The following is a 22,564-nucleotide window of genomic DNA, read 5'->3' on the forward strand; positions in this document are numbered from 1 at the left end:
GCCTTTCTACTGCTGCGCTGGAGCGATTACTGATCGCCGACGCGCAGGATCTTCATGGTGTTGGTGCCGCCGGTGCTGTCGTGGTAGCTGTCGCCCTTGGTCAGGATCACCCAGTCGCCCGGCTGCACGATGTTGCGCTTGAGCAGTTCCTCCACGGCCATCTGGCTGACCTTGTCTGCCGGCAGCGCGGCCGGGTCGAACGGCACGGTCTGCACGCCGCGGAACAGGGCGACGCGCGCTTGGGTCTCGCGATGCGGCGAGAAGGCGAAGATCGGCACCGAGGAGCGGATGCGCGACATGATCAACGGCGTGTAGCCACTTTCGGTCAGCGCAATGATCGCCTTGACGCCGGGGAAGTGGTTGGCGGTGTACATCGCCGCCAGCGCCGCGCTTTCGTCGCAGCGCTCGAACTGCTGGCCGAGGCGGTGACCGGACTTGGTGCTGGTCGGGTGCTTTTCCGCACCGCAGCAGACGCGCGCCATGGCCTTGATCGCTTCGATCGGGTATTCGCCAGCGGCGCTTTCCGCCGAGAGCATCACCGCGTCGGTGTAGTCGAGTACTGCGTTGGCTACATCGGATACCTCGGCGCGGGTCGGCATCGGGCTGTGAATCATCGACTCCATCATCTGGGTCGCGGTGATCACCACCTTGTTGTGACGGCGCGCGTGCAGAATGATCTTTTTCTGGATACCCACCAGCTCGGCATCGCCGATTTCCACGCCGAGATCGCCGCGCGCCACCATTACACCGTCGCTGGCGCGGATCAGGCCGTCCAGCGCCTCGTCATCGGCCACGGCTTCGGCTCGTTCGATCTTGGCGATCAGCCAGGCGCTGGAGCCGGCTTCGTCGCGCAGGCGGCGCGCCAGGTCCATGTCGGCGGCATCGCGCGGGAAGGAAACCGCCAGGTAGTCCAGCTTGAGGTCGGCGGCCAGTTTGATGTCGGTCTTGTCCTTGGCGGTCAGCGCCGGCGCGGTCAGACCGCCGCCACGACGGTTGATCCCCTTGTTGTCCGACAGCGGGCCGCCGATCAGCACGGTGCAGTGCAGTTCATCGGCCGTGGCGTTGTCCACGCGCATTACCACGCGCCCGTCGTCCAGCAGCAGCTCGTCGCCAACACCGCAATCCTTGACCAGATCCGGGTAATCGATGCCGACCACTTCCTGGGTGCCGGCGTCGCGCGGGTGGGTGACGGAGAAGCGGAACTGGTCACCTTCCTTCAGCTCGATGCGCTTGTCGGTGAACTTGGCGATGCGGATCTTCGGGCCCTGCAAGTCGCCCAGCAGTGCGACAAAACGGCCATGACGGGCGGCGATCTCGCGGACCAGTTCGGCCCGGGCACGGTGCTCGTCGGGGCTGCCGTGTGAGAAGTTCAGACGGGCGACATCCAGCCCGGCGATGATCATCTTTTCCAGCACCTCCGGTGAGCTGCTGGCCGGGCCCAGGGTGGCGACGATCTTGGTGCGACGCTGAATCATTCAAATGGCTCCTTTTTCTGGGTGGCAGCGAGGCTACTATGCTCGTCCGTTGTAGTCATCGCTCGCCAGCCACTACTCTTTCGGCGCATTTGACGGGCTGTCTGCAGGTTTTTCCGGCGCGGTCGATACAGCGGCAAAACGGAGGAACCCCATGCGCACCCTGATGATCCTTTTTCTGACCCTGCTCACCGTTGGCTGCAGCGCCCGTCATGCGTCTGATCGCCATCTGGATGAGGCATACCGGCATTACGAAGCGGACAATTGCGAGCGGGTGATGCAGTCACTGTCGCAGGCCGAGCGTAGCAGCAAGCCGCATAGCCAGGTGCAGCCGGAGATTTCGCTGTTGCGCGGCCAATGCCTGGAGCGCCAGAGCCTGTTCGTCGATGCCGCGCAAACCTACCGCTTCATCATCGAGCGCTTCCCAGCGAGCGAATATGCCTATCGTGCCCGCGCCCGACTGGAGACGCTGCGACAGCTTGGCCACTATGATGCCGAGGCGCAGCCGGCAATTCACCCGGCGAAACCTTGATGCCGTAGCGAACTGTTCATGTGAGGGACCATGCGAACTCTATTGCTGATTACCCTGCTGTTGCCGACCCTTGCATCAGCGCAGATCTACCGTTGGACGGACGCCGAGGGGCGTGTCCACTTCGGCCAGCGACCTGCTGCCGGAGCCGAGCAGATCGAGGTGCGGCCACAGGTTGTCGAGCGCGACGATCAGACCCGTGAGCGCGAAGCGCGCAGCGAGCGCTTCTTCGATGCGCGCCGGCAGGAACAGCAGGCGGCACGAGAGCAGGCCAGCCAGACTCGGGCGGCGCAGGAGCAGGAATGTCAGAGCTTGCGCAACCGTTTATCGCAGCTGCAGCTCGGCGGACGCTTTTTCCGTAACGATGCAGCCGGAGAGCGCGTCTACTACAGTGACAGTGAACTAGAGGCGGCTCGACAGCACCTGGCGGCGCGAATCAGCCAGGTATGCAGCTGAGCCGAAAGGACTCGCACAAGGCTAAGGTAGAAGGCTTCGACGACATGAACATGGCGAACCAGCGTCGTATTCAGCGGCAACAGTTGCCGTACTACCTCAACGTATTCAACCGTTTCACCGACAGGCCCTTGGGTTTCATCGGCAATCTGTCCGAAGGCGGGCTCATGCTGATCAGCCCCTATCCGATGATGCTCGGCGTGCGTTTCGAAATGCGCCTGAAGATTCCCGGGAAGGCCGGGCAGCTGCGTCATGTGGATTTCAGTGCGCTCAGTCTCTGGAGCCACGAGGATGTCACGCCGGGCAGCTACGACACCGGCTTTTCGCTGATCGAGCCACCGATCGAAATCCGCGACATGATCCTGGCCTTGCACCATTACTTCAGTTTTCTTCCGATGCCGCACGTACCCATGGCGCATCATCCGAGCCCTTCGTCCAACCGCTTTACGGACAAGGATTGCTGTCACGGCTTGTAGCGCGGTCACAGCGATCCGGCTTTCTTCCAGGCCAGGTAGCGCCCGACCAGCTCCGGCCCCAGATCGCCGGGGCGTGCATCGAGTACAGGCACTCCGCGGGCATGCAGGCGCTTGTGCAGACTCTCGCGGATACACAGGTAGTCCTGCGCGCCGCAGTAGTCCAGGGCATCTTCAAGGGTCTGTACCGGGCGCAGGCGAAGCCGGTCCAATATCTCCTCCCTGAGGCTCACCATCAGCACCTGATGTCGGCGCGACAGGCGTGTCAGCGCTGCATGCAGGCCGGCGTCATCCTCATCACGCAGATTGCTCAGCACGATGACCAGTGCCCGCCGTTGCTGGCGGGAAAGCAGCCGCTCTACCGCCTCGCTGTAGTCGGCGGGGCGCTGAGTGGCCTGCAGATCGTAGACCGCGTTGAGCAGCACCCGTAGCTGCTGCTGGCCCTTGGCTGGCGCGATGTGCCGGGGGCTGTCGCTGGCAAAGGTGCAGAGCCCGACGGCATCGCCCTGACGCAGGGCGGCATAGGCCAGCAGCAGGCTGGCATTGAGCGCGTGGTCGAAATGGGTCAGCTCGTCATCCTGGCTGCGCATCCGGCGGCCGCAGTCGAGCATCAGCATGATCTGCTGGTCGCGTTCGTCCTGGTATTCGCGGGCGATCGGCGTCCGGGTGCGGGCAGTGGCCTTCCAGTCGATCTGGCGCAGCGTGTCGCCCTCGCGAAACTCGCGCAATTGGTGAAACTCCAGCCCCAGGCCGCGGCGAGGTTGCGGGCGTACACCAAGGCGGTTCAGCCAGAGGTCGATGGCCTGCATGCCGGCGCCCTGCAGCTGGGCGAAGTCAGGATAGACCCGCGTCTCGTCGACCCGCTCCACGCGATGGCGGCGGCGCCAAAGACACAAAGGGCTGGTCAGCCGGATATCGCAGCGCTCGAACTGAAAATGGCCGCGCTGAAGCGGGCGAAGGCGGTAGTGCAGCAGGCAGTGCTGCCCTGGTGGCAGGCGCAGCCCTTGTGGCAGCTGTTCGAAACGCATGCCATTCGGGACATGATCGAACAGCTCGATCTGCAGCGCGCGGGTGTGGTGGTTGCGAACCACCAGCTGCACGTCGCTCCAGTGTCCGAGCGGCAGATTGCCCGCCAGCTGCCGTTGTACGGCCGGAACGGGCAAACGCCGCAGGGCGAGGGCATCGAACAAAGCAAACCCGAAGAGAGCCAGCAAAGCCCCCCACCATGCGCTGTGCCAGCTGTCGGCCAGCGCTACATCGAGCGCGGCGCAGACGCCAAGCGGCAAAGCCAGCAGCGCCAATGCGCCCAGCGCAGCGAGGAGACGGCGAGACGGTGTCATGCGCGCGGTGCCGCCACCTGGTCGAGCAGCTGCTGCAGAACCTGATCGACGGCGACTCCCTCGATGTCCAGCTCGGCGGAGAGTCGTACGCGATGGCGCAGCACGGCCGTTGCACAGGCCTTGACGTCGTCCGGCGTCACGAACTCGCCGCCGCGCAGCAGCGCCCGTGCGCGGGCGCCGCGAACCAGTGCGATCGATGCGCGCGGCCCGGCCCCCAGTGTCAGTCCCGGCCAGCTGCGGGTACTGCGCACCAGGCGTACGGCATAGTCCAGTACCTGATCGTCCAGTGGCAGCTCACTGGCGATTTTCTGCAGTGCCAGCACATCGCGCGGTTGTACCAGCTGGCGCAGGGCGCTGACATCGAGCATGTCGGCACGTGCCGAACGGGTGACCTGACGCACCAGCTCCAGTTCTTCCTCGGCCTGCGGATAGTCCATGCGCAACATCAGCATGAAGCGGTCGAGTTCGGCTTCGGGCAACGGGTAGGTGCCTTCCTGCTCGATGGGGTTCTCCGTGGCCATGACCAGGAAGGGTTGGGGTACGGCCAGCGCCTTGCCTTCGAGGGTCACCTGACGCTCCTGCATCACCTCGAGCAATGCTGCCTGGGTCTTGGCGGGCGCGCGGTTGATTTCGTCTGCCAGCAGCAGATGGGCGAACACCGGCCCCTTGCGCAGCTTGAACTGCTCGCTTTGCAGGTCGTACACGGCGTGGCCAGTGATGTCGCTGGGCATCAGGTCTGGCGTGAACTGAATGCGCGAGAATCCGCCACCGAAGCAGTGCGCCAGAGCGCGTACCAACAGCGTCTTGCCCAAGCCGGGCACGCCCTCGATCAGTACATGGCCACCAGCGATCAAGGCGGTCAGCACACCGTCGATGACCTCGTTCTGGCCGATCACCGCCTTGTGCAGTTCATCGCGCAGGGCCTGGGCCAGCTGACTGGCTCGCATGCGCTGGCTGCTTGGATTGCTGTTCGAGGCGGGACTGCTGGATTCGGGGGTGTATTCGCTCATAGCGCATTCCTGAGGGTTTGCAGGTGGGTCACCTGCCGGGTGAATTCAACCGCTGACATCCGTTGCGCAGGCCGTGGTTGCATGGCCGCCTCGATGCTGGCGACCGGCATGTTGCTGAGGCGCGCGAGCACGGAGCGCTGTGCAGGCTCGGTAAGCCGGTCAAAGCCGGGATGGTGAAGATTGGCTCTGCGCCGGATGTCGTGCTGCAGGCGCTGCAGCAGGCCATGTTGGCGACCGTGACGAAGCAGGAATTCTGCCGTACCGCGCAGGTGCTCCTGCAGCTGGCGGCGGGCGTTATTGGCCGGCGGTTGCAGCGGGCCGAAGCGCTGGCCGACGTGCCAGGCCCCGAGCAGGATGAGCAGGCCGAGAATGACCAGCAGCTCCGGGAAGTAGCGGCGCAACTGCGTGAACAATCCGTCATGCTCGCTGCGGTGCACCAGCGTCACTGCGCTGTCCTGGGTCAGGTACCAGAGCAGCCAGGCATGGTCGTACTTGCCGATGTTGCGGTTCTGCCAGAGCCAGCTGTCGGTCAGTGCGGTGATCAGCCCATCGCCATGTTGCAGCTGCAGCATGTGGGTGGCGCCGGCGCTGTTGGCCCAGGCGTGGGCGCGATTGTCGGCGTCGTACAGGTGATAGTCGGTATCGAAGGCCAGGTAGGCCGGCGCAGTCTCGTTTTCCAGATAGAGCTTGGTCAGCTGAGGATGATCGTCGGCCGTACCCTGGACGGAAGCGCGTGCGCTTTCGTCGTCCAGATCCTCGGCCTGGTACTGCTGGATGTTCAGGCGGTCGAGCAGCAGATCGCCGCTCTTGCCCGCCTGCTCATCCCAGATTCGCTCGGCGACCACGACCAGGTGACCGCCAGCTGCGGCCCACTCCAGCAAGCGATCGGTTTGTCGCGGCGTCAGGTTGCGCCGGTCGCCGAGTAACAGCAGGGTCTGACCACGGCTCGGCAGGGTCTCGAGGCCCGCCGAACTCTCGAGCTGAGTCACCTGCAGGTCGAGAGAGCGCAGGAACAGTTCGGCGGCGAGATAAGCATTGCGCTGTGCTTCAGGAGACGGGCCGTGTTCGACCACCTCCTCATAGGGCTGCAGCTTGGCAAACAGCCAGCTGGCCGCGAGCGCGACGAGCACCACGAAGGCCGCGATCAGCAGGCGCGAACCAAGTCGGCTCATCTCGGCCTCGCCGTCGAAAACAGGGCTCGCCACTCGGCGCAGAGTCTGTCGCGTACAGTCTCGTCCGCATCCTGATGTCCATAGGCCTGGCGCTGCCAGTGCTGAGTGACGCACTCGGCGAACCGCACCAGCTGCGGCTGAGCCAGTCGGTGCACGGCGGCCAGTACTTCGCCTTCCGTGTGCGCAGTCTTGAGCGGCAGCCGGAACTCATGCAGCAGGATGCTGAGCAGGCCGCGGTAGAGTAGTGCGAGCGCGGCTCTGGGGTTTTCGCTCCAGAGTAGCTCAGCCTCGCCAGCGACATCGCTCGGCAGGCTTTCCGGGGCGACGTCCAGGCCGAACATCTGCGTGGGGCTCGGGTCCTGCGCTCGAGTCGGTATTCGACTCCGGCCCGCGAAGGTGCGCAGCCAGTCGCGATAGCGCCAGCACAGCAGCACGACCAGAATCGCCAGCGCGCTCCACAGCAGCACCTCCAGCACCTGCGCCAGATGTTCGAGGCTGCGCCAGAAGGAGCCGCCTTTCAGCAGGTTTTCGATCAGGCGTGCCAGCGTGCCGGTTTCTTCCGCCTGGTCGGCATCGCCCAGACGCCAGCGGGTAACCGTTTCGCGGTGCTGGAAGGGCGGCTGATCCAACAGCTCGCCGATGCGCTGGCGCGAGGCCTCGCTGGTCAGAGGTTGATTGAGCAGCCTGCCGCTGTCCGGGCCGGGCGAAGCGCTGTCCGTAGCGGTTTCGGCAGCTGCCCAGGCGGTGCGCTCGGCCGGGACGAGCAAAAGACTGCAGGCAAGCGCAAGCAGCGGCAGAGTACCGAGCAGGCGCTGGCGCAGCTTGCGAAACGTCAGCTCGATGTCCCACGCCTCCAGATGGGTGCGGCGATTGAGGTATAGGCTGAATCCGCAGGCAACGTAGACCGGTTCCCAGATGATCAACAGCAGCGCATAGAGCAGGTTGGATAGATGCTCCAGCCAGAGCCATTGCGCGCTGAGTCCGAGCAGATCCTCCCAGTTCCAGCTTTGCACCAGCTGGGCGGGCAGCATGAGGTAGAGCAGCCCCAGCAGGCCGAGCCAGAGGGCGCCCTCCAGATGCACTCCGACTACGGTCAGCCAGCTTGCGGCGCGCCCGCCGCGTCGACCGAGCGTCACCAGTCGCTGTCTGCGGGCGTTGCCGTCGAGCCCTTCGAGTTGCTGAACCGGCAGGTCGAAGCTTCGCGTCATGCTCAACCGACGCCAGGTGAGGCTGCTGAACCATTGTGGGCGCCACAGCCCGGGGACCGCTTTCAGGCTCTCTCCGAGGCTGGGTGTTTCGCCGAACAGTGCCTTGGAAAGGATGAACAGCGGCAGTCGTTCGTACAGCGGCTTCAGCCACCAGAACAGCAGCAGTGCCAGGCTCGGGTGTTGCCACAGCAGCAGGCTGAGCACGGCGAAGACAGGCAGCGTGACGGCGGCCCAGCCCGCCATCAACAGCGGCGCATGGCGCCTGGCGAGCTGCGTGCCGAGGTCGATCGCTTCCCATGGGGTGCGAGGGCGGATCGCGACGTTGGCTTCAGTCAGCTGCATGACGGCTGCGTCCGGCGAAGGAGAAATAAGCGGCGACGAGCAGCCAGAGCAATGCGCCGACGATGAACTTGATCGTCGGTGAACTCAGCGTCATGGACGACCAGTACGCCTCGACGAAGGCAGCGAACAGCAAGAGCACGATAGCTCCAGCGACCAGGCGGATAGCCTGTCGGGCAGACTGGCGCAGGGCATCGCCGCGTGTCATTCGACCCGGTGCCAGCAGCGCCACGCCCAGTTGCAGGCCCGCCGCGCCAGCGAGAGTGATGGCGGTCAGCTCGAATGCACCGTGGCCGATGACGAAGGACCAGAACGGCAGGTGATAGCCGATACCGCTCAGGTGGCCTGCCACTGCGCCGATGGTCAGGCCGTTGAACAGCAGGAAGAACAGCGTGCCAAGGCCGAACAGCAGGCCACTGGCGAAGGTCTGGAAGGCGATGCCGATGTTGTTCATCACGTAGTAGCCGAACATCAGCCAATCGTCGCCGGCACCTCGTTCGGCAAAGCGCCCCAAGCGGCTGGCGTCCGGATCGTACATCTGCTCCATCTGCGCGACCTGGTCGGGTGGCAGGATGCTGTAGACCAGATCAGGGAAGGCGTAGACCAGCGCAGCCATGCCGAGCAGGCTGCCGTAGAACAGCAGGCTGGCCGCCAGCAGGTAACGCCATTGTTCGCGGGCCGACCGGGCGAAGCCGCCAGTGATGAAGCCCAGCAGCCGGCCAAGCAGGGTACTGTGGTGCCGGTAGAGCTGCTGGTGACCACGCAAGGCCAGCTGATGCAGCTGATCGATCAGCTGGCCGCTGTAGCCACGCGATTCGGCCAACGCCAGATGCTGGCAAAGCCGACGGTAGGCGGAAGGGAACGCGTCCAGCGAAGGCTCGTCCAGCGGCCGGCCCCGTTCGAGCAGATCGAGCTGCGTGGTCAATGCCAGCCAAAGCTGCTGATGCTGACGTTCGAATTCGGCCTGTTTCACGTTGCCCCCATCAGCGCGCGGGCAATTCCCTGGATAGTTCGCTCGGCGTCCTCAGGCGTCGTGGCGAGCGGCTCGGCGAGGATCGCGGCGAGTTCGCGGCGTCGGTCCGGGGACAGGCTGGCCTGGCGCTCGGCGAAGGAAATGAGTGCACGTTGCTCGTCAAGGCTGAGGCCGACCGGTGGCGCCACCGGTTCGGCCGGCGCAAGCGCAGGACGTTCGGCAGGCTTTTCCTGATAGACGACCAACGTGCCGGCTGCGATATCACCAAGGCGCTTGAACGCCGGATGTCCGAGGCAGCTGAGAGCGCCGAGGAAATAGCCGAACGGCAGCAGGTCGACGAAACGCAACAGATTGCGCGTCAGCGAAGAGGCCCAGCCCACCGGCGTGCCGTCGTCGTGCACGACGCGCAGGCCCAGCCAGTGCTTGCCGGGTGTGCGCCCCTGGTTCAGCACCTCGAAGAGCACCATGTACCACCACTGCACCAGAAATAGCAGCAGCGCGCCGAGCCCCATCCCGAACTTGCCCAGCAGGCCCAGGCTGATAAACAGCGCGAGCAGTATCGCGCCGCGAATCGCCAGATCCACGGCGAAGGCCAGCGCGCGAGGAACGAGGCCGGCAGGCCGCAACAGCAGGTCAACGCCTTCTGGCGTTTCCACGCGCAGGCGATTGTCCAGCAGCGGTGATCGAGCGAGAGTCGGGAGCAAGAGATAAGGTCGTCCAGGTGCAGGCTAGGGCGATGCTATGCGCCAAGCGTGCCGGCGGCAATCTACGAGACGGTGCGTGAGGCGCGATTATGGCCAAATGCCTGCGTCGATGTCGGATGTCGTTCGCAGAGTTGTCGTCGCGGGTGTCGTCGCTGCGCCAGCGGCCGCTGGCGCGTTGCAGGCGTGAGGGCTGTTAGACTGCTGCGCGCCGATCGAGAAGGACCCTCCCGTGACTCCAAGCATTTTCTGGTACGACTTCGAAACCACAGGGATATCGCCCAGCCGCGACCGACCGATGCAGGTGGCGGGTATTCGCACCAACGAAGCACTCGAGGAAGTTGGCGAGCCGCTGAATCTTTATTGCCGTCTCAGTGACGACATCCTGCCCCATCCGGCGGCGTGCCTGGTTACCGGGATCACGCCGGCAACACTGCAGCAGCAAGGGCTAAGCGAAGCGGAGTTCGTTCGCCGTCTGCATGAGGAGCTGGCTACCCCGGGTACCTGTGTCGCTGGCTACAACAGCCTGCGCTTCGATGACGAGGTCACACGCTACAGCCTCTATCGAAACTTCTATGATCCTTACGCGCGTGAATGGCAGGGCGGCAACAGCCGCTGGGACCTGATCGATCTGGTGCGCACGGCTTATGCGCTACGTCCCGAAGGGTTGGTGTGGCCGGAGGAAGACGGGCGAGTGACGCTCAAGCTCGAACGCTTGAGCGCTGCCAACGGGCTGGAGCATCTGAATGCCCATGACGCGCTGTCCGATGTGCGCGCCACCATCGCGCTGGCCAGGCTCATTCGCCAGCGCCAGCCACGTCTGTATGAGTACCTTTTCAATTTGCGCCGCAAACAGGCAGTGATGGATCAGATCACCCTGCTCGAGCCGCTTGTGCATGTCTCGGGGCGCTTCGCCGCAGGCCGCCACTTCCTGTCGATAGTTCTGCCATTGGCCTGGCATCCGCGCAATCGCAATGCGCTGATCGTCTGCGATCTGCAGGGCGAAGTGGAGCCGCTCTGGCAGGAAAGTGCACAGACGTTGCGGCAGCGCCTCTACACGCGTCGCGAGCAGCTTGGCGAGGGTGAGCTGCCGGTGCCCTTGAAGCTGGTGCACATCAACAAGTGTCCGGTGCTGGCGCCGCTCAAGGTGCTGCGCGACGCCGACGTCCGGCGTCTGGCTCTAGACCTGTCGCTGTGTCATGAGCGGGCGGCGCTGTTGCGCGAGCGTCGGCACGTCTGGGTCGATAAGCTGGCCGAGATCTATGCCGAGGAAGGCTTTGGTGGCAGCGACGATCCGGAGCAGCAGCTGTATGACGGCTTTCTCGGCGAGCGAGACCGGCGCCTGTGCGAGCAGATACGTGGGCTCGGGCCAGCCGAATTGGCCAGGCACCCGTGCCGCTTCGAAGATGTGCGGTTGGAGGCGTTGCTGTTTCGCTATCGCGCACGCAACTTTCCCGAAGGGTTATCCGTGCAGGAGCAATCGCAGTGGAGGTCGTTCTGTCAGCAGCGGCTGAGCGATGGGGCACATGGCGGGCCGAATACCCTGGCGCAGTTTGAAACTGAAATTGCGCGGCTGATGCCCACTGCCACCGTGGCGCAGCAACAACTGCTGCAACAATGGCTCGAGTATGGCCGAGGGTTGGGCGAGCGTTATGGATTGCGCCTCTGACGTCGTCAGCTGTCCTTCCGACAATCCTGCTGCAACGCAGTACTGGCAAGGCCTGAAATGAAAAACGCCGTTTCTCGATAAGCGCATCGAGAAACGGCGTTTCTATTAACCGTTATTGCTTAGCCCAGAAGAGTGGCCCAGCTTTCAACGGTGTCGGAACCCCACTGGGCTTTCCATTCTTTCAGCGTCTTGTGGTTGCCGCCTTTGGTTTCAATTACTTCGCCGCTATGCGGATTCTTGTACTGCTTCACGCGGCGAGCGCGCTTGCTGGTGGTAGGCGTCTTTGCAGCGCGCGGACTCTTGCTGCTGCGCGAGGCTTCCGGATCGAGCAGGGCGATGATGTCTCGCAGCGACTTCTGATATTCGCCCATGAGTTCGCGCAGCTTACCCTCGAACTCCAGTTCCTTTTTCAGCTTGTCATCTTCGGAAAGGGACTTCAGTCGCTCCTGAAGTTCCTTGATGGCCTCTTCAGTGGCGCGATACTCGTTGATCAGTGACATGTGGCTTCCTTGAGATAGGCTTGAACGCAAGTGTTGGCAATCATAGTCCTGCCGTATGCGCAAGTAAATATAGCCGGTTAAAAAAGCGGGATTACTATTTGAAGGGATATTTCACGTACGGACATGCGTCGAAACAACGGGTTAATGAATGTATGCCTGTTTAAATGGACAACTTTCTTGGTGTTTTCAGCCGGGGTACTGCCGGATGCCAATCTTCCGGGCGATGCACCTCCGCGCTCGATGCTGCTAGTTGACGGAAACGTTGCCGTTAATGCGATGGCTGTGCTTTTGTCAGCTGGGCTAGAATGCCGCGTTTCCTTTGAGCCGGAGTAACCGTTAATGCGCACTTTCAGGCTGGTCATTGCCTGTCCAGATGGCGTTGGCATTGTCGCCAAGGTCAGCAACTTTCTCGCTACCTACAACGGCTGGATCACCGAGGCCAACCATCACTCCGATCATCAGAGTGGCTGGTTTTTCATGCGCCACGAGATCCGCGCGGACTCGCTACCCTTCGACCTGGACGGATTTCGTCACGCCTTTGCACCGATTGCCCGTGAGTTTTCCATGGAGTGGCGCATCACCGACTCCGAGCAGCGCAAGCGGGTCGTGCTGATGGCGAGCCGCGAGTCCCATTGTCTGGCGGATCTGCTGCATCGCTGGCACAGCGGCGAACTCGATTGCGATATTCCCTGCGTAATTTCGAACCACGATGACCTGCGCAGCATGGTCGAGTGGCATGGCATTCCGTATTTCCATGTTCCGGTCGATCCGATGAACAAGCAGGAGGCGTTCGCCGAGGTGACCAGACTGGTGCGCGAGCAGCGTGCCGACGCGATCGTGCTGGCGCGCTACATGCAGATCCTGCCGGCAGAGCTGTGCGACGAGTTCGCCCAGCGGGTCATCAATATCCATCACAGCTTCCTGCCGTCCTTCGTCGGCGCGAAGCCTTATCACCAGGCATCCTTGCGCGGCGTGAAACTGATAGGCGCCACCTGTCACTATGTCACCGAGGAGCTGGACGCCGGCCCGATCATCGAGCAGGACGTGGTGCGGGTCAGTCATCGCGACAGCATCGAGGACATGGTGCGGCTCGGCAAGGACGTAGAGAAGATGGTGTTGTCGCGCGGCCTGCGCTATCACCTTGAGGATCGTGTGCTGGTGCACAGCAACAAGACGTTGGTATTCAACTGACAGGGGATGACGATGGCCGATCCGTTCGAGCGCGCCGCTGCCAAGGCACCGCCTATCATTGGTGGTGGCTGTACCCGGCGATACGATCCCGAGGCGCTGTCGTCCGAGCTGGGCACCGACTTTCCGGAAGCCGAGGCGCTCTGGGCCGAGCTGCAAGCCGATCGGGAGCCCGTCGACGAGCATTGATGCGGCTGTGGCAGTGTGCGGGGAACGAGAAGGAGAGGGTTGATGAAGGCTTCGAACGATCGGTTGGTACTCGGCGCCGAGGTAACCGGCGAGCCCAGCACTCAGTCCCTGCGACTGGCCAATCGGCATGGCCTGATCGCTGGCGCGACCGGCACTGGCAAGACCGTAACCCTGCAGCGCCTGGCCGAGCAATTCAGTGATGCCGGCGTTGCGGTTTTTGCCGCTGACATCAAGGGCGACCTCTGCGGTCTCGGTGCTGCAGGCGCGCCGCAGGGCAAGATCGCCGAACGCATCGCCAGCATGCCGTGGCTGCAGCACCAGCCGCGGGCCTATCCCGTCACCCTGTGGGATGTGCATGGTCGCAGCGGCCATCCGCTGAGAACGACTCTGAGCGAAATGGGCCCGCTGCTGCTCGGTAATCTCCTGCAGCTGACAGACAGTCAACAGTCGGCGCTGTATGCGGCGTTCAAGGTGGCGGATCAGCAAGGCTTGCTGCTGCTGGATTTGAAAGACCTCAAGGCGCTGCTCGCCCATCTCAAGGCAGAACCCGAGCTGCTCGGCGAAGACAGTGCATTGTTCACCGGAGCATCTTCCCAGGCGTTGCTACGGCGTCTGGCGACGCTGGAGCAGCAGGGTGCCGAGGCGCTGTTCGGCGAGCCCGCGCTGCAACTTGAGGATCTGCTGCGGCCTGCCGCTGACGGGCGTGGCCCCATCCATCTGCTCGATGCTAGTGTGCTGGTGCATGAGGCGCCAAAGGTGTATGCGACCTTTCTGCTCTGGCTGCTGGCCGAACTGTTCGAACAGCTACCGGAGCGCGGTGACGCCGATCGTCCGCTGCTTGCGCTGTTCTTCGATGAGGCGCACCTGCTCTTCGGCGATACGCCGAAGGCGCTGCAGGAACGTCTGGTGCAGGTGGTCCGGCTGATCCGCTCCAAGGGGGTTGGCGTGTATTTCGTCACGCAATCGCCGAGCGATCTCCCGGATCAGGTGCTGGCGCAGCTGGGGCTGCGCATCCAGCACGGGCTCCGCGCTTTCACCGTCAGAGAGCAGAAGGCGTTGCGCTCAGTGGCTGACGGTTTTCGCGCCAATCCAGATTTCGAGACGCTGGAGGTCCTGACGGAGCTGGGGATTGGCGAGGCGCTGGTCGGTGGGCTGGAGGAAAAGGGTATGCCGGCCATGGTGCAGCGAGTGGCGATCGCGCCCCCGCAATCACGCATCGGGCCATTGAGTGATGCGGAGCGTGCGGCGCTGATCGCCGGCTCTGCCCTGCGAGGTCATTACGACAAGCCTGTCGACCGGATATCCGCGTACGAAATATTGAGTGCTCGCGCCAGGCAGGCCAGCGAGCCGCAGGCGCAAAAGCCGAAGCAGGGCAGAGGGCGTGACGACATCGATCTGGGTGAGCTGGCCGGGCGGGTCGTGAAAAGTGCCCTGAGTCAGGCGGCTGGCCAACTGGGCCGACAACTGGCCAGGGGGCTGCTGGGCTCGCTACTGGGCGGTAAGCGCTGAATTAAAGAATTACTGCTGAGCTATCGATGCAGCATCCTTATTGCGGCGCGCGGTGCTTCGACTGTCGTTTGGTTAGCGTTCAGGCTTGTGGTGCAGCCGAACTCTCGAATCCGGCACGTTTTTCCTGTTCGAGCTTCTCGAGTTCCTGTTGAAACACCTGATCTCTAAGCGAAGGTTTTTTTCGCCAGGGTTTACGCTCAGGCTCGCGTTCGGCGGCATAGGTCGTAATCTCGCCTCCGTAGACTTTCGTAAAGCGCTGTGCCTGGCGTTCGAGTTCGGCGCGCAGTTCGTCTTTCGTCACGTAAGAGATCCTGTATTGAAGCGATTGCTTGTAAGTTGCCTGGAATTGCCTAGTTGTAACTGAAGTTTGCCGGAGTTTTCCCGGTAACCGTGATTGTTATGACGTGGTTCAATTGAAAAGGTTTGCGCAGAATGGGCGCAAGCCGGAGAAGCGAGGCGTAGTTCAAAAAAATAGGCGTGAACGTACATCGCTATCCGTACGGAATTCAGCATCCGCGCCGAGTGAAAGTATGCCTGCTTTCGAGCAAGGCGGGCCAGGGGCATGGAAAAAGAAAAGCCCGCGATGTGCGCGGGCTTTTCACTATCGGTTGAATTGATCAACGGGCCACTTTGGCTTCGTTGCTCTGCTCCGCGCGACCATAAACATCATCGAAACGCTCGATGTCGTCTTCACCCAGATAGCTGCCGGACTGGACTTCGATGATCTCCAGCGGAATCTTGCCAGGGTTGGCCAGGCGATGTACCGAGGTGATCGGAATATAAGTCGACTGGTTTTCGGTGAGCAGGAAGGTCTTCTCGTTACATGTAACCTGCGCTGTACCGGAAACCACGATCCAGTGCTCTGCCCGGTGGTGATGCATCTGCAGTGACAAGCTGGCGCCGGGATTAACGCAGATACGCTTGACCTGGAAGCGACCGCCCATATCCACCGAGTCGTACCAGCCCCACGGCCGGTAGACGGCACAGTGATTCTTGGTTTCGCTGCGGTCCTGGGCATCGAGCTTGCTCACCAGTTTCTTGACGTCCTGCACCTTGTCCTTGTGAGCGACCATCATGGCGTCCTTGGTTTCCACCACGACGACATCTTCCAGACCCAGCACGGTGACCAGCTTGCCGTTGCCGTGAACCAGGCAATTGCGTGTGTCTTCGGCGATCACATCGCCTTTGAGCACATTGCCGTTCTCGTCCTTTTCATGCACGTCCCAGATCGAGGACCAGGAGCCGACATCGCTCCAGCCCGCAGACATCGGCACCACGCAGGCCAGTTGCGTCTTTTCCATCACGGCATAGTCAATGGAGTTGTCCGGGCAGCAGGCGAAGGTCGCTGGGTCGATCAGCACTTCATCGCCATTCTTCACGCTGCGCTCGAGCGCTGCCCAGCAGGTGTCGTAAATGTCCGGGTCGTGCTTTTTCAATTCATCCAGGAAGACGCTGGCGCGAAACAGGAACATGCCGCTGTTCCAGTAGTAGTCGCCAGATTCCAGATAGCTCTGGGCGCGTGCCTCATCGGGCTTCTCGACGAACTGGGCGACGCGCTTGATGCCTTCTGGCAGGCCCGTATTGGCGTCCTGGCTGCCACGGATGTAGCCATAGCCCGTCTCGGGACGGGTCGGTGGGACGCCGAAGAGCACCATCTCACCGTTCTCGGCGGCGTTGGTCGCCAGTGCCAGGGAGCGCTGGAAAGCCTTCTGGTCTTCGATCACATGATCGGCCGGCAGGACCAGCAGCAGCTCGTCGCGGCCTTCTTCGATCAGCTTCATCGCGGCGATGCCGATGGCCGGCGCCGTGTTGCGGCCGAACGGCTCGAGCAGAAGGCCCTGGACGCCCAGTTTGCGCGCCGCCAGCTGCTCCTTGACGATGAAGCGATGGTCCTTGTTGCACACCAGCAGAGGCTGCTGCATGCCGTCGAAGGCCAGGCGCTCGACGGTCTGCTGAAACAATGTCTGTTCACCGGTCAGGGCCAGGAACTGCTTGGGGAACGACTTGCGGGAAAGGGGCCACAGTCGGGAACCGCTGCCACCTGAAAGAATAACCGGGATCATAGTGCTCTCTCCTGAATCGTTTCGAAGGTCGTTCTACTTGTTCGTCGACGCCGGCCATCTGGCGGCGCCCGGGTTGTTCATCGAGGGAATCGCCGATCGCTCGGAGCGATAGCCGCTCGGTCCCGAGGCGCCGCCTCGGGAATGGAATATGCTGTCAGTCTCAATGGCCGGCATTGGTTGCGCCAGGACCGCTCAGGCCCGATGGCGCTGTGGTTGATTGCCGGTCAGAAATGTCGGCACGGCGAATCTCCGATGGCCGACGGCACGACGAAGAGCGCCATCGTCGTGAGCGATGCGTGATGTCTGCTGGTCGGCAAGGAGCGGTGCTGTTGCATGGCCGTAACCCTCTGTTCGTGCCTTGCTCGGCGTATGTCTGCCCGAATGCCGCGTTGGCACTGGTCGACGCCTCGGCCGTTGGCCTGATGTCCGGCAGCCTCGCTGCCCGAGGTTTCGCTCCTGTCGCAGCCGTCATGCGACCGGAAGCGGAGCGAATTGCATGATTGGTGACCCAATGCACGTTCATGTGCGACGTCCCTTTCCACCTGGAATTGTCGGTACGCGCTTATGATTGCCGGCCATGCGCGATAGTTCCCGCGTGGACTGCCGTTGATCGGTGAGATTTTTCGAACGGTTTCAGCGGACGATGGCTGCTTAAGGGTGAGACCACGGCGGGCCTCGGTGCGCTGTCAGGCGCGGCGGGATGAGTTCGTGCTGCCCGTGCGGGCAGGGCGGCGCCAACCGGCGGGTTGGCACCGCGGCTACGGTTACTGCTGGTCGGTATCGCGCAGGAATACCAGATGGTTGGCCGAGGAATCGTCCGCGCTGAAGCGATAGCCCTCGTAATCGAACGCCGAGAGCTGTTCGGGCTTGGCAATGCGTTCCTTGATCACCCAGCGTGCCATCAGGCCGCGCGCCTTCTTGGCATAAAACGAGATGATCTTGTACTGGCCATTCTTCATGTCCTTGAAATCGACATCGATGACCCGCGCATTCAGCGCCTTGCGCTTGACTGAACTGAAATACTCATTGGACGCCAGGTTGAGTAGAACATCGTCGCCCTGTTCGCGAAGGGCTTCGTTCAGCCAGTCGCTGATTCGCTCACCCCAGAACGCGTATAGGTCCTTGCCGCGCGGGTTGACGAGCTTGGTGCCCATTTCCAGCCGATAGGGCTGCATCAGGTCGAGCGGACGCAGCAGCCCGTAGAGCCCCGAAAGCATGCGCAGATGCTGCTGGGCGAACAGCAGGTCGTCGTCGGTGAAATCGTCGACATTGAGCCCGGTGTAGACGTCGCCCTTGAAGGCCAGCAAGGCCTGTTTAGCGTTGTCCGGCGTGAACTCGGCGGTCCAGCTGCCGTAACGCGCCACATTGAGCGCAGCGAGCTTGTCCGAGAGGTGCATGAGTTCGCTGATCTGCGCTGGCGAATAGTCTCGAAGCAGCTCGATCAGTTGCTGCGAATGGTCGAGGTGCTGCGGCAGGGTGAAACGTTCGGTTATCGGTGGTGTTTCGTAATCGAGTGTCTTGGCTGGGGAAATCACCATCAGCATGTAGGGTCTCCTTTCTGATGGCGCGATTGTAGGGTGGTGACCGGAACGGCTCCAGCTATGGATGCCATAGACGCGCTGTTGACCTTACCTGCATGACAAGGTGCAAGCTGTGGCCATCGATTCGGAGTTCGTATGACTGATTGCAATCACGCGCAATGGCAGCCGCCACACGACTACCGTCCTCTGGAACGCCGCGCGGAGCGGCAGACCTGGGGCGTGGTGCTGCTTACCGGGCTCACCATGGTGGTGGAGATAGTCGCCGGTTACTGGTTCAACTCGATGGCATTGCTGGCGGACGGCTGGCACATGGCTTCGCACATGGTCGCGATCGGTCTGTCTGCGCTTGCCTATCTACTGGCGCGACGCTACGCGACGGACCAGCGCTTCGCTTTCGGCACCTGGAAGATCGAGGTGCTCGCCGGCTTCGCCAGTGCGCTTCTGCTGGTAGTCGTGGCGCTGTTCATGATCGGCGAGTCGCTGCAGCGATTCTGGTCGCCTGCGGCGATCGGCTTCGATGAGGCGTTGCTGGTTGCGGTGATCGGCCTGCTGGTGAATCTGCTATCGGCCTGGCTGTTGCGTGATCAGCACGATCACGGCCATAGCCATGGCCATAACGAGCATGGCCATGCGCATGCACATGGGGAGTCAGGCAAGGACCTCAACCGTCATGCCGCCTTCATCCATGTGCTAACCGATGCCCTGACGTCGGTGGCGGCCATCGTCGCCTTGCTGGGGGGTAAGTTGTTTGGCTGGGGCTGGCTCGATCCGGCCATGGGCATCGTCGGTGCCGTGGTGATTCTCGTATGGGCGCGTGGTTTGTTGCGGGATACGGCGATGGCGTTGCTGGATCGGGAGATGGATGACCCGCTCGTCGAGCAGGTTCGCGAAGCGTTGGAACGGGTGCCCGATACCGAAGTGACCGACCTGCACCTGTGGCGTGTAGGGCGTTCGCAGTACAGCTGCATCATCAGCGTGGTCACGCATCAGGGACATACCGCCGATCGCTACAAGGCTGCGCTGCAGCCCTTTACCCAGCTGGTGCACATCACCGCCGAGGTGAATCGCTGCGGCGAAAGCGCGCACCTTGATCGTCGACATTAACGCGTGAAAACGGAGTGAGCCAAGCACCTGCGGTCGATTCGTGAAAAAAACCGACATTCAACGGAAAAGTCTTTTGTCTGTCATAAGTTTTACGGTATTACCGAATCCAGACCGCCGGACCCTGCGACACAGGTGGCGGCTCCTGGGTAGCCCCGAATCCACTGGCTTCCCTCGTCCGCTCACCTCAATCGCACGGCGGTCACTCTGCGGCGGAGCGCGTATCCGCTTCGCTTCTGACCCTAGAAGAAGGTGATCGGTATGGATGACTACGGCAGATCCCGCGCGACCCAGCCCACGCTCTACGTCCTCGATACGAACGTTCTAATCCACGATCCCAATGCCTTGCTGAATTTCCAGGAGCACCAGGTCGCGATACCCATGACCGTGCTGGAGGAGCTCGATCAGCTCAAGACCGGTAAGCACAGTGTGGCAGCCGAGTGCCGTCAGGCGATTCGTCTGATCGACAGGCTGTTGGGCGATGCCACGCCGGAGGAAGTCGAGCTCGGTGTGCCGATCCAGCGTGGCAAAAGCGGGCCGTGCGGCAGCCTATCGATTCTGATGAGCAAGCGCGGTGAATCCAGCGCGCTGCCAGAGGACCTGAACGACAACAAGATCATCAATCAGGTGGTCGAGCTGAGCAAACAGCGCCCCGGGGTGCCGGTGGTACTCGTCACGAAGGACATCAACATGCGCCTGAAGGCGCGGGCCTGTGGCGTGGCGGCGGAGGATTACCATACCGACCAGCTGGTCGACGACGTCGGACAGCTTTCGCCGGGCTATCACAGCGTCACCGGTTCGTTCTGGGATCGTGTGAGCAAGGTGGAAACCCATCAGGGGCACGGACGTACCTGGCATCGGGTGCAGCTGACCGACAATCTACCGGCCGTCCATATCAACGAGTTCATCATCGACGAACAGGGCTTCGTGGGTTGGATCAAGGGCATCAAGGCCGATGAACTGCTGCTGCTCGACCTGCACCAGGAGCCGCTGCTGCATCAGGAAGCCTGGGGCCTACGCCCGCGTGACATTCATCAGGCGCTGGCATTGTTCGCGCTGCTCGACCCGGATATTCATCTGGTCAACCTGTCCGGCGCCGCCGGTTCGGGCAAGACCATTCTCGCGCTGGCTGCAGCCATCGAGCAGACCGTGGTCAGCAAGCGCTACCGGCGCATCATCGCCACCCGTAGCGTACAGGGGCTGGACGAGGACATCGGCTTCTTGCCCGGCACCGAGGCCGAGAAGATGGAGCCCTGGCTCGGCGCGATCACCGATAACCTCGAAGCGCTGCACATGGAGGACGAGAACACCCACGGCAGCATCGACTACATCCTGCAAAAGGTGCCGCTGCAGTTCAAATCGCTGAACTACATCCGCGGGCGCAGTTTCCAGCAGAGCCTGATCCTGATCGACGAATGCCAGAACCTCACGCCGCACCAGATGAAGACCATCATCACCCGCGCGGGCAACGGCTCGAAGGTGGTCTGTCTCGGCAACCTGGCGCAGATCGATACGCCCTATCTGTCCGCTACCAGTTCCGGGTTGACCTACCTCACCGAACGCTTCAAGGACTTCTCCCACGGCGTGCATATCACCCTGCAGGGCGTGCCGCGCTCGGTACTGGCCGAATACGCCGAAGCGCACATGTAGAGGGCTCGAGGCTGGCGATGCTCGGAGTACCTCTTACGAGGCGGGTCCATCGCCGGCGGCTGGGGTAGACTCCTGATTTTCAGCTCAGGAGCGCCAAATGCTCACCCATCTCGATTCGCAAGGCCGCGCCAGCATGGTCGACGTCACCGACAAGGCCGTGACGGCGCGCGAGGCCGTAGCGGAGGCACGCGTGCGCATGCTGCCGCAGACCCTGCAGATGATTCAGCAGGGCGGCCATCCCAAGGGCGACGTATTCGCCGTGGCACGCATCGCCGGCATCCAGGCGGCGAAGAAAACCCATGAACTGATTCCGCTCTGTCACCCGCTGCTGCTGACCAGCATCAAGGTCGAACTGCAGGCCGATGGTGACGACAGCGTATTGATCCGCGCGGCCTGCAAACTGGCGGGCCAGACGGGGGTGGAGATGGAGGCGCTGACCGCTGCCAGCGTCGCCGCATTGACCATCTATGACATGTGCAAGGCCGTGGACCGCGGCATGGTGATCGAAGGGGTGCGGTTGTTGGAAAAACTCGGCGGCAAGAGCGGACATTGGCAGGTGCAGGCATGATTTCGGTTCAGTTCTTCGCCCGATATCGGGAAACCCTTGGCAGCGATGGCGAGCGCATCCAATGGGATGAATCGTTCGGCAGTGTGGATGATGTACGCCAGTACCTCCTGGCGCGCGGTGGCGTCTGGGAGGTACTCGGCGAGCAGAATCTGATGTGCGCGCGCAATCAGGAGCTGTGTGGCCTAGAGGAAGCCGTTGTCGATGGCGACGAGGTGGCCTTCTTTCCTACCGTGACCGGAGGTTGAGCATGGCGGTTCGTGTTCAACAGGGCTCGTTCGATCCCGGCGCGGAGCTGAACGCGCTGCATGCCGCCAATCTGGGAATCGGCGCGGTCGCCGGCTTCGTCGGCTACGTGCGGGACTTCAATGACGGGCAGGATGTGGCCGGCATGTTTCTTGAGCATGCCCCCGGCATGACGGAGAGGGCGCTGGAGAAGATCGTGCAGGAGGCCGAGCATCGCTGGCCACTGCTGCGCCTGGATGTGCTGCACCGCGTTGGATCGCTGGAGCCTGGCGAGCCGATCGTGTTCGTCGGTGCGGCCAGTGCCCATCGCGACGCCGCCTTCGACGCCTGCCGCTTCGTCATGGACTACCTGAAAACCCGGGCGCCATTCTGGAAGAAGGAAAACACCTCGGCCGGCCCGCGCTGGGTGGAAGGCCGTGCCAGTGATCAGTTGGCAGCCGAGCGTTGGAACGAGAAAAGCTGAGCCTTCAGTAGAAGGTGATGTACATCTTGAAGGCCAGCGTAGAAAACATCGTGAGAATGCCGAGGCTCAGCAGTCCGACGCCCCATTGCTTGTCCCGGTAGTTGAAGCCCACGCAGAGCAGGACAAAACCGACGACGATGAGGGTCAATAACCAGTGCATGCTGTCCATCGGTGATCCTCCTGATTCGATATCTGGGTACTACTTTAGTC

25 protein-coding genes are annotated in these 22,564 nt (G+C 62.4%); 13 read left to right on the forward strand and 12 right to left on the reverse strand.

Annotation, left to right across the window (positions count from 1 at the left end; genetic code table 11):
* Window positions 1–26: 26 nt before the first annotated feature.
* Window positions 27–1,475 (reverse strand): pyruvate kinase, encoded by a 1,449-nt coding sequence (gene pyk / locus HZR81_RS07165; RefSeq protein WP_500127689.1) that lies wholly within the window; start codon window positions 1,473–1,475, stop codon window positions 27–29.
* A gap of 151 nt (window positions 1,476–1,626) precedes the next feature.
* Between pyk and HZR81_RS07170 the strand changes: the two genes are divergently transcribed.
* The 3 genes from HZR81_RS07170 to HZR81_RS07180 are packed head-to-tail and all read left to right on the forward strand — an operon-like array spanning window position 1,627 to window position 2,930.
* Window positions 1,627–2,004, forward strand: coding sequence for a tetratricopeptide repeat protein (locus HZR81_RS07170; protein WP_253747612.1), 378 nt, complete (start codon window positions 1,627–1,629; stop codon window positions 2,002–2,004).
* 30 nt (window positions 2,005–2,034) lie between these two features.
* Window positions 2,035–2,457 carry a DUF4124 domain-containing protein gene (locus HZR81_RS07175; protein ID WP_102840645.1) on the forward strand — a complete coding sequence of 141 codons (423 nt, stop codon included), beginning with the start codon at window positions 2,035–2,037 and terminating at the stop codon, window positions 2,455–2,457.
* Between the two features lie 44 nt (window positions 2,458–2,501).
* Window positions 2,502–2,930: a PilZ domain-containing protein gene (locus HZR81_RS07180; protein ID WP_500127726.1), complete on the forward strand. Its 429-nt coding sequence runs from the start codon at window positions 2,502–2,504 to the stop codon at window positions 2,928–2,930.
* A gap of 5 nt (window positions 2,931–2,935) precedes the next feature.
* Here HZR81_RS07180 and HZR81_RS07185 read toward each other — a convergent pair whose 3' ends face one another.
* From HZR81_RS07185 to HZR81_RS07210, 6 genes are read right to left on the reverse strand one after another with little or no spacing between them, the layout of a single operon-like run.
* The gene (locus HZR81_RS07185; protein WP_500127690.1) at window positions 2,936–4,267 is read right to left on the reverse strand and encodes a DUF58 domain-containing protein; all 1,332 of its coding nucleotides are present in this window, start codon (window positions 4,265–4,267) and stop codon (window positions 2,936–2,938) included.
* Window positions 4,264–5,277 (reverse strand): AAA family ATPase, encoded by a 1,014-nt coding sequence (locus HZR81_RS07190; RefSeq protein WP_500127691.1) that lies wholly within the window; start codon window positions 5,275–5,277, stop codon window positions 4,264–4,266. Before HZR81_RS07190 ends, HZR81_RS07185 begins: the two co-directional genes overlap by 4 nt.
* Window positions 5,274–6,449 carry a DUF4350 domain-containing protein gene (locus tag HZR81_RS07195; RefSeq protein WP_500127692.1) on the reverse strand — a complete coding sequence of 392 codons (1,176 nt, stop codon included), beginning with the start codon at window positions 6,447–6,449 and terminating at the stop codon, window positions 5,274–5,276. Before HZR81_RS07195 ends, HZR81_RS07190 begins: the two co-directional genes overlap by 4 nt.
* The gene (locus HZR81_RS07200; protein ID WP_500127693.1) at window positions 6,446–7,999 is read right to left on the reverse strand and encodes a DUF4129 domain-containing protein; all 1,554 of its coding nucleotides are present in this window, start codon (window positions 7,997–7,999) and stop codon (window positions 6,446–6,448) included. Before HZR81_RS07200 ends, HZR81_RS07195 begins: the two co-directional genes overlap by 4 nt.
* A complete protein-coding gene (locus HZR81_RS07205; protein WP_500127694.1) occupies window positions 7,986–8,969 on the reverse strand; it encodes a stage II sporulation protein M in 984 nt (327 codons plus the stop codon). Before HZR81_RS07205 ends, HZR81_RS07200 begins: the two co-directional genes overlap by 14 nt.
* Window positions 8,966–9,673: an RDD family protein gene (locus HZR81_RS07210; protein ID WP_063544641.1), complete on the reverse strand. Its 708-nt coding sequence runs from the start codon at window positions 9,671–9,673 to the stop codon at window positions 8,966–8,968. Before HZR81_RS07210 ends, HZR81_RS07205 begins: the two co-directional genes overlap by 4 nt.
* Window positions 9,674–9,902: 229 nt before the next feature.
* Between HZR81_RS07210 and sbcB the strand changes: the two genes are divergently transcribed.
* A complete protein-coding gene (gene sbcB, locus HZR81_RS07215) occupies window positions 9,903–11,339 on the forward strand; it encodes an exodeoxyribonuclease I (protein ID WP_500127695.1) in 1,437 nt (478 codons plus the stop codon).
* A gap of 119 nt (window positions 11,340–11,458) precedes the next feature.
* On the opposite strand, the gene mvaT is transcribed toward sbcB, so the two are convergent.
* Window positions 11,459–11,839: a histone-like nucleoid-structuring protein MvaT gene (gene mvaT, locus HZR81_RS07220; protein WP_200594600.1), complete on the reverse strand. Its 381-nt coding sequence runs from the start codon at window positions 11,837–11,839 to the stop codon at window positions 11,459–11,461.
* 339 nt (window positions 11,840–12,178) lie between these two features.
* Between mvaT and purU the strand changes: the two genes are divergently transcribed.
* From purU to HZR81_RS07235, 3 genes are read left to right on the forward strand one after another with little or no spacing between them, the layout of a single operon-like run.
* The gene (gene purU, locus HZR81_RS07225) at window positions 12,179–13,030 is read left to right on the forward strand and encodes a formyltetrahydrofolate deformylase (protein ID WP_063544647.1); all 852 of its coding nucleotides are present in this window, start codon (window positions 12,179–12,181) and stop codon (window positions 13,028–13,030) included.
* A 12-nt stretch (window positions 13,031–13,042) separates the two neighbouring features.
* Window positions 13,043–13,216 carry a hypothetical protein gene (locus HZR81_RS07230; RefSeq protein WP_500127696.1) on the forward strand — a complete coding sequence of 58 codons (174 nt, stop codon included), beginning with the start codon at window positions 13,043–13,045 and terminating at the stop codon, window positions 13,214–13,216.
* A gap of 42 nt (window positions 13,217–13,258) precedes the next feature.
* Window positions 13,259–14,725, forward strand: coding sequence for a helicase HerA-like domain-containing protein (locus HZR81_RS07235; RefSeq protein WP_316959177.1), 1,467 nt, complete (start codon window positions 13,259–13,261; stop codon window positions 14,723–14,725).
* Window positions 14,726–14,804: 79 nt separating this feature from the next.
* On the opposite strand, the gene HZR81_RS07240 is transcribed toward HZR81_RS07235, so the two are convergent.
* Both HZR81_RS07240 and HZR81_RS07245 read right to left on the reverse strand, forming a co-directional pair.
* Window positions 14,805–15,026 (reverse strand): hypothetical protein, encoded by a 222-nt coding sequence (locus HZR81_RS07240; RefSeq protein ID WP_110777896.1) that lies wholly within the window; start codon window positions 15,024–15,026, stop codon window positions 14,805–14,807.
* Between the two features lie 316 nt (window positions 15,027–15,342).
* Window positions 15,343–16,788 (reverse strand): mannose-1-phosphate guanylyltransferase/mannose-6-phosphate isomerase, encoded by a 1,446-nt coding sequence (locus HZR81_RS07245; protein ID WP_500127697.1) that lies wholly within the window; start codon window positions 16,786–16,788, stop codon window positions 15,343–15,345.
* Between the two features lie 141 nt (window positions 16,789–16,929).
* Here HZR81_RS07245 and HZR81_RS07250 point away from each other — a divergent pair, with 141 nt between their 5' ends.
* Complete coding sequence (locus HZR81_RS07250; RefSeq protein ID WP_500127698.1) at window positions 16,930–17,088, forward strand: hypothetical protein; 159 nt, start codon at window positions 16,930–16,932, stop codon at window positions 17,086–17,088.
* A 464-nt stretch (window positions 17,089–17,552) separates the two neighbouring features.
* Here the strand turns inward: HZR81_RS07250 and yaaA are convergent, their stop codons facing one another.
* Window positions 17,553–18,332 (reverse strand): peroxide stress protein YaaA, encoded by a 780-nt coding sequence (gene yaaA / locus HZR81_RS07255; protein WP_208217661.1) that lies wholly within the window; start codon window positions 18,330–18,332, stop codon window positions 17,553–17,555.
* Between the two features lie 132 nt (window positions 18,333–18,464).
* Between yaaA and dmeF the strand changes: the two genes are divergently transcribed.
* From dmeF to moaE, 5 genes are all read left to right on the forward strand, one after another.
* On the forward strand, window positions 18,465–19,433 hold the full coding sequence (gene dmeF, locus HZR81_RS07260; protein ID WP_500127699.1) for a CDF family Co(II)/Ni(II) efflux transporter DmeF: 969 nt from the start codon (window positions 18,465–18,467) through the stop codon (window positions 19,431–19,433).
* 258 nt (window positions 19,434–19,691) lie between these two features.
* On the forward strand, window positions 19,692–21,080 hold the full coding sequence (locus HZR81_RS07265; RefSeq protein WP_063544661.1) for a PhoH family protein: 1,389 nt from the start codon (window positions 19,692–19,694) through the stop codon (window positions 21,078–21,080).
* Between the two features lie 97 nt (window positions 21,081–21,177).
* Complete coding sequence (gene moaC, locus HZR81_RS07270; protein WP_063544663.1) at window positions 21,178–21,648, forward strand: cyclic pyranopterin monophosphate synthase MoaC; 471 nt, start codon at window positions 21,178–21,180, stop codon at window positions 21,646–21,648.
* Complete coding sequence (locus tag HZR81_RS07275) at window positions 21,645–21,893, forward strand: MoaD/ThiS family protein (RefSeq protein WP_500127700.1); 249 nt, start codon at window positions 21,645–21,647, stop codon at window positions 21,891–21,893. Before moaC ends, HZR81_RS07275 begins: the two co-directional genes overlap by 4 nt.
* Before the next feature lie 2 nt (window positions 21,894–21,895).
* Window positions 21,896–22,354 carry a molybdopterin synthase catalytic subunit MoaE gene (gene moaE, locus HZR81_RS07280; protein ID WP_500127701.1) on the forward strand — a complete coding sequence of 153 codons (459 nt, stop codon included), beginning with the start codon at window positions 21,896–21,898 and terminating at the stop codon, window positions 22,352–22,354.
* Window positions 22,355–22,358: 4 nt separating this feature from the next.
* On the opposite strand, the gene HZR81_RS07285 is transcribed toward moaE, so the two are convergent.
* Window positions 22,359–22,523: a hypothetical protein gene (locus tag HZR81_RS07285; protein ID WP_013982033.1), complete on the reverse strand. Its 165-nt coding sequence runs from the start codon at window positions 22,521–22,523 to the stop codon at window positions 22,359–22,361.
* Between the last annotated feature and the right edge of the window lie 41 nt (window positions 22,524–22,564).

Origin of the sequence: Pseudomonas sp. LM13 (assembly GCF_041381355.1) — a bacterium.
In the GTDB taxonomy this organism is placed as follows: Bacteria; Pseudomonadota; Gammaproteobacteria; order Pseudomonadales; family Pseudomonadaceae; genus Stutzerimonas; species Stutzerimonas frequens.

Excerpts from the sequence above, each read along its gene's own strand:
- moaE (WP_500127701.1), top strand. The coding sequence starts at position 21,896 with ATGGCGGTTCGTGTTCAACAGGGCTCGTTCGATCCCGGCGCGGAGCTG.
- HZR81_RS07190 (WP_500127691.1), bottom strand. The coding sequence starts at position 5,277 with ATGAGCGAATACACCCCCGAATCCAGCAGTCCCGCCTCGAACAGCAAT.
- HZR81_RS07200 (WP_500127693.1), bottom strand. The coding sequence starts at position 7,999 with ATGCAGCTGACTGAAGCCAACGTCGCGATCCGCCCTCGCACCCCATGG.
- yaaA (WP_208217661.1), bottom strand. The coding sequence starts at position 18,332 with ATGCTGATGGTGATTTCCCCAGCCAAGACACTCGATTACGAAACACCA.
- HZR81_RS07170 (WP_253747612.1), top strand. The coding sequence starts at position 1,627 with ATGCGCACCCTGATGATCCTTTTTCTGACCCTGCTCACCGTTGGCTGC.
- HZR81_RS07250 (WP_500127698.1), top strand. The coding sequence starts at position 16,930 with ATGGAATATGCTGTCAGTCTCAATGGCCGGCATTGGTTGCGCCAGGAC.
- HZR81_RS07185 (WP_500127690.1), bottom strand. The coding sequence starts at position 4,267 with ATGACACCGTCTCGCCGTCTCCTCGCTGCGCTGGGCGCATTGGCGCTG.
- HZR81_RS07245 (WP_500127697.1), bottom strand. The coding sequence starts at position 16,788 with ATGATCCCGGTTATTCTTTCAGGTGGCAGCGGTTCCCGACTGTGGCCC.
- purU (WP_063544647.1), top strand. The coding sequence starts at position 12,179 with ATGCGCACTTTCAGGCTGGTCATTGCCTGTCCAGATGGCGTTGGCATT.
- HZR81_RS07265 (WP_063544661.1), top strand. The coding sequence starts at position 19,692 with ATGGATGACTACGGCAGATCCCGCGCGACCCAGCCCACGCTCTACGTC.
- HZR81_RS07275 (WP_500127700.1), top strand. The coding sequence starts at position 21,645 with ATGATTTCGGTTCAGTTCTTCGCCCGATATCGGGAAACCCTTGGCAGC.
- HZR81_RS07235 (WP_316959177.1), top strand. The coding sequence starts at position 13,259 with ATGAAGGCTTCGAACGATCGGTTGGTACTCGGCGCCGAGGTAACCGGC.
- moaC (WP_063544663.1), top strand. The coding sequence starts at position 21,178 with ATGCTCACCCATCTCGATTCGCAAGGCCGCGCCAGCATGGTCGACGTC.
- HZR81_RS07175 (WP_102840645.1), top strand. The coding sequence starts at position 2,035 with ATGCGAACTCTATTGCTGATTACCCTGCTGTTGCCGACCCTTGCATCA.
- mvaT (WP_200594600.1), bottom strand. The coding sequence starts at position 11,839 with ATGTCACTGATCAACGAGTATCGCGCCACTGAAGAGGCCATCAAGGAA.
- HZR81_RS07195 (WP_500127692.1), bottom strand. The coding sequence starts at position 6,449 with ATGAGCCGACTTGGTTCGCGCCTGCTGATCGCGGCCTTCGTGGTGCTC.
- HZR81_RS07230 (WP_500127696.1), top strand. The coding sequence starts at position 13,043 with ATGGCCGATCCGTTCGAGCGCGCCGCTGCCAAGGCACCGCCTATCATT.
- HZR81_RS07180 (WP_500127726.1), top strand. The coding sequence starts at position 2,502 with ATGAACATGGCGAACCAGCGTCGTATTCAGCGGCAACAGTTGCCGTAC.
- HZR81_RS07285 (WP_013982033.1), bottom strand. The coding sequence starts at position 22,523 with ATGGACAGCATGCACTGGTTATTGACCCTCATCGTCGTCGGTTTTGTC.
- pyk (WP_500127689.1), bottom strand. The coding sequence starts at position 1,475 with ATGATTCAGCGTCGCACCAAGATCGTCGCCACCCTGGGCCCGGCCAGC.
- dmeF (WP_500127699.1), top strand. The coding sequence starts at position 18,465 with ATGACTGATTGCAATCACGCGCAATGGCAGCCGCCACACGACTACCGT.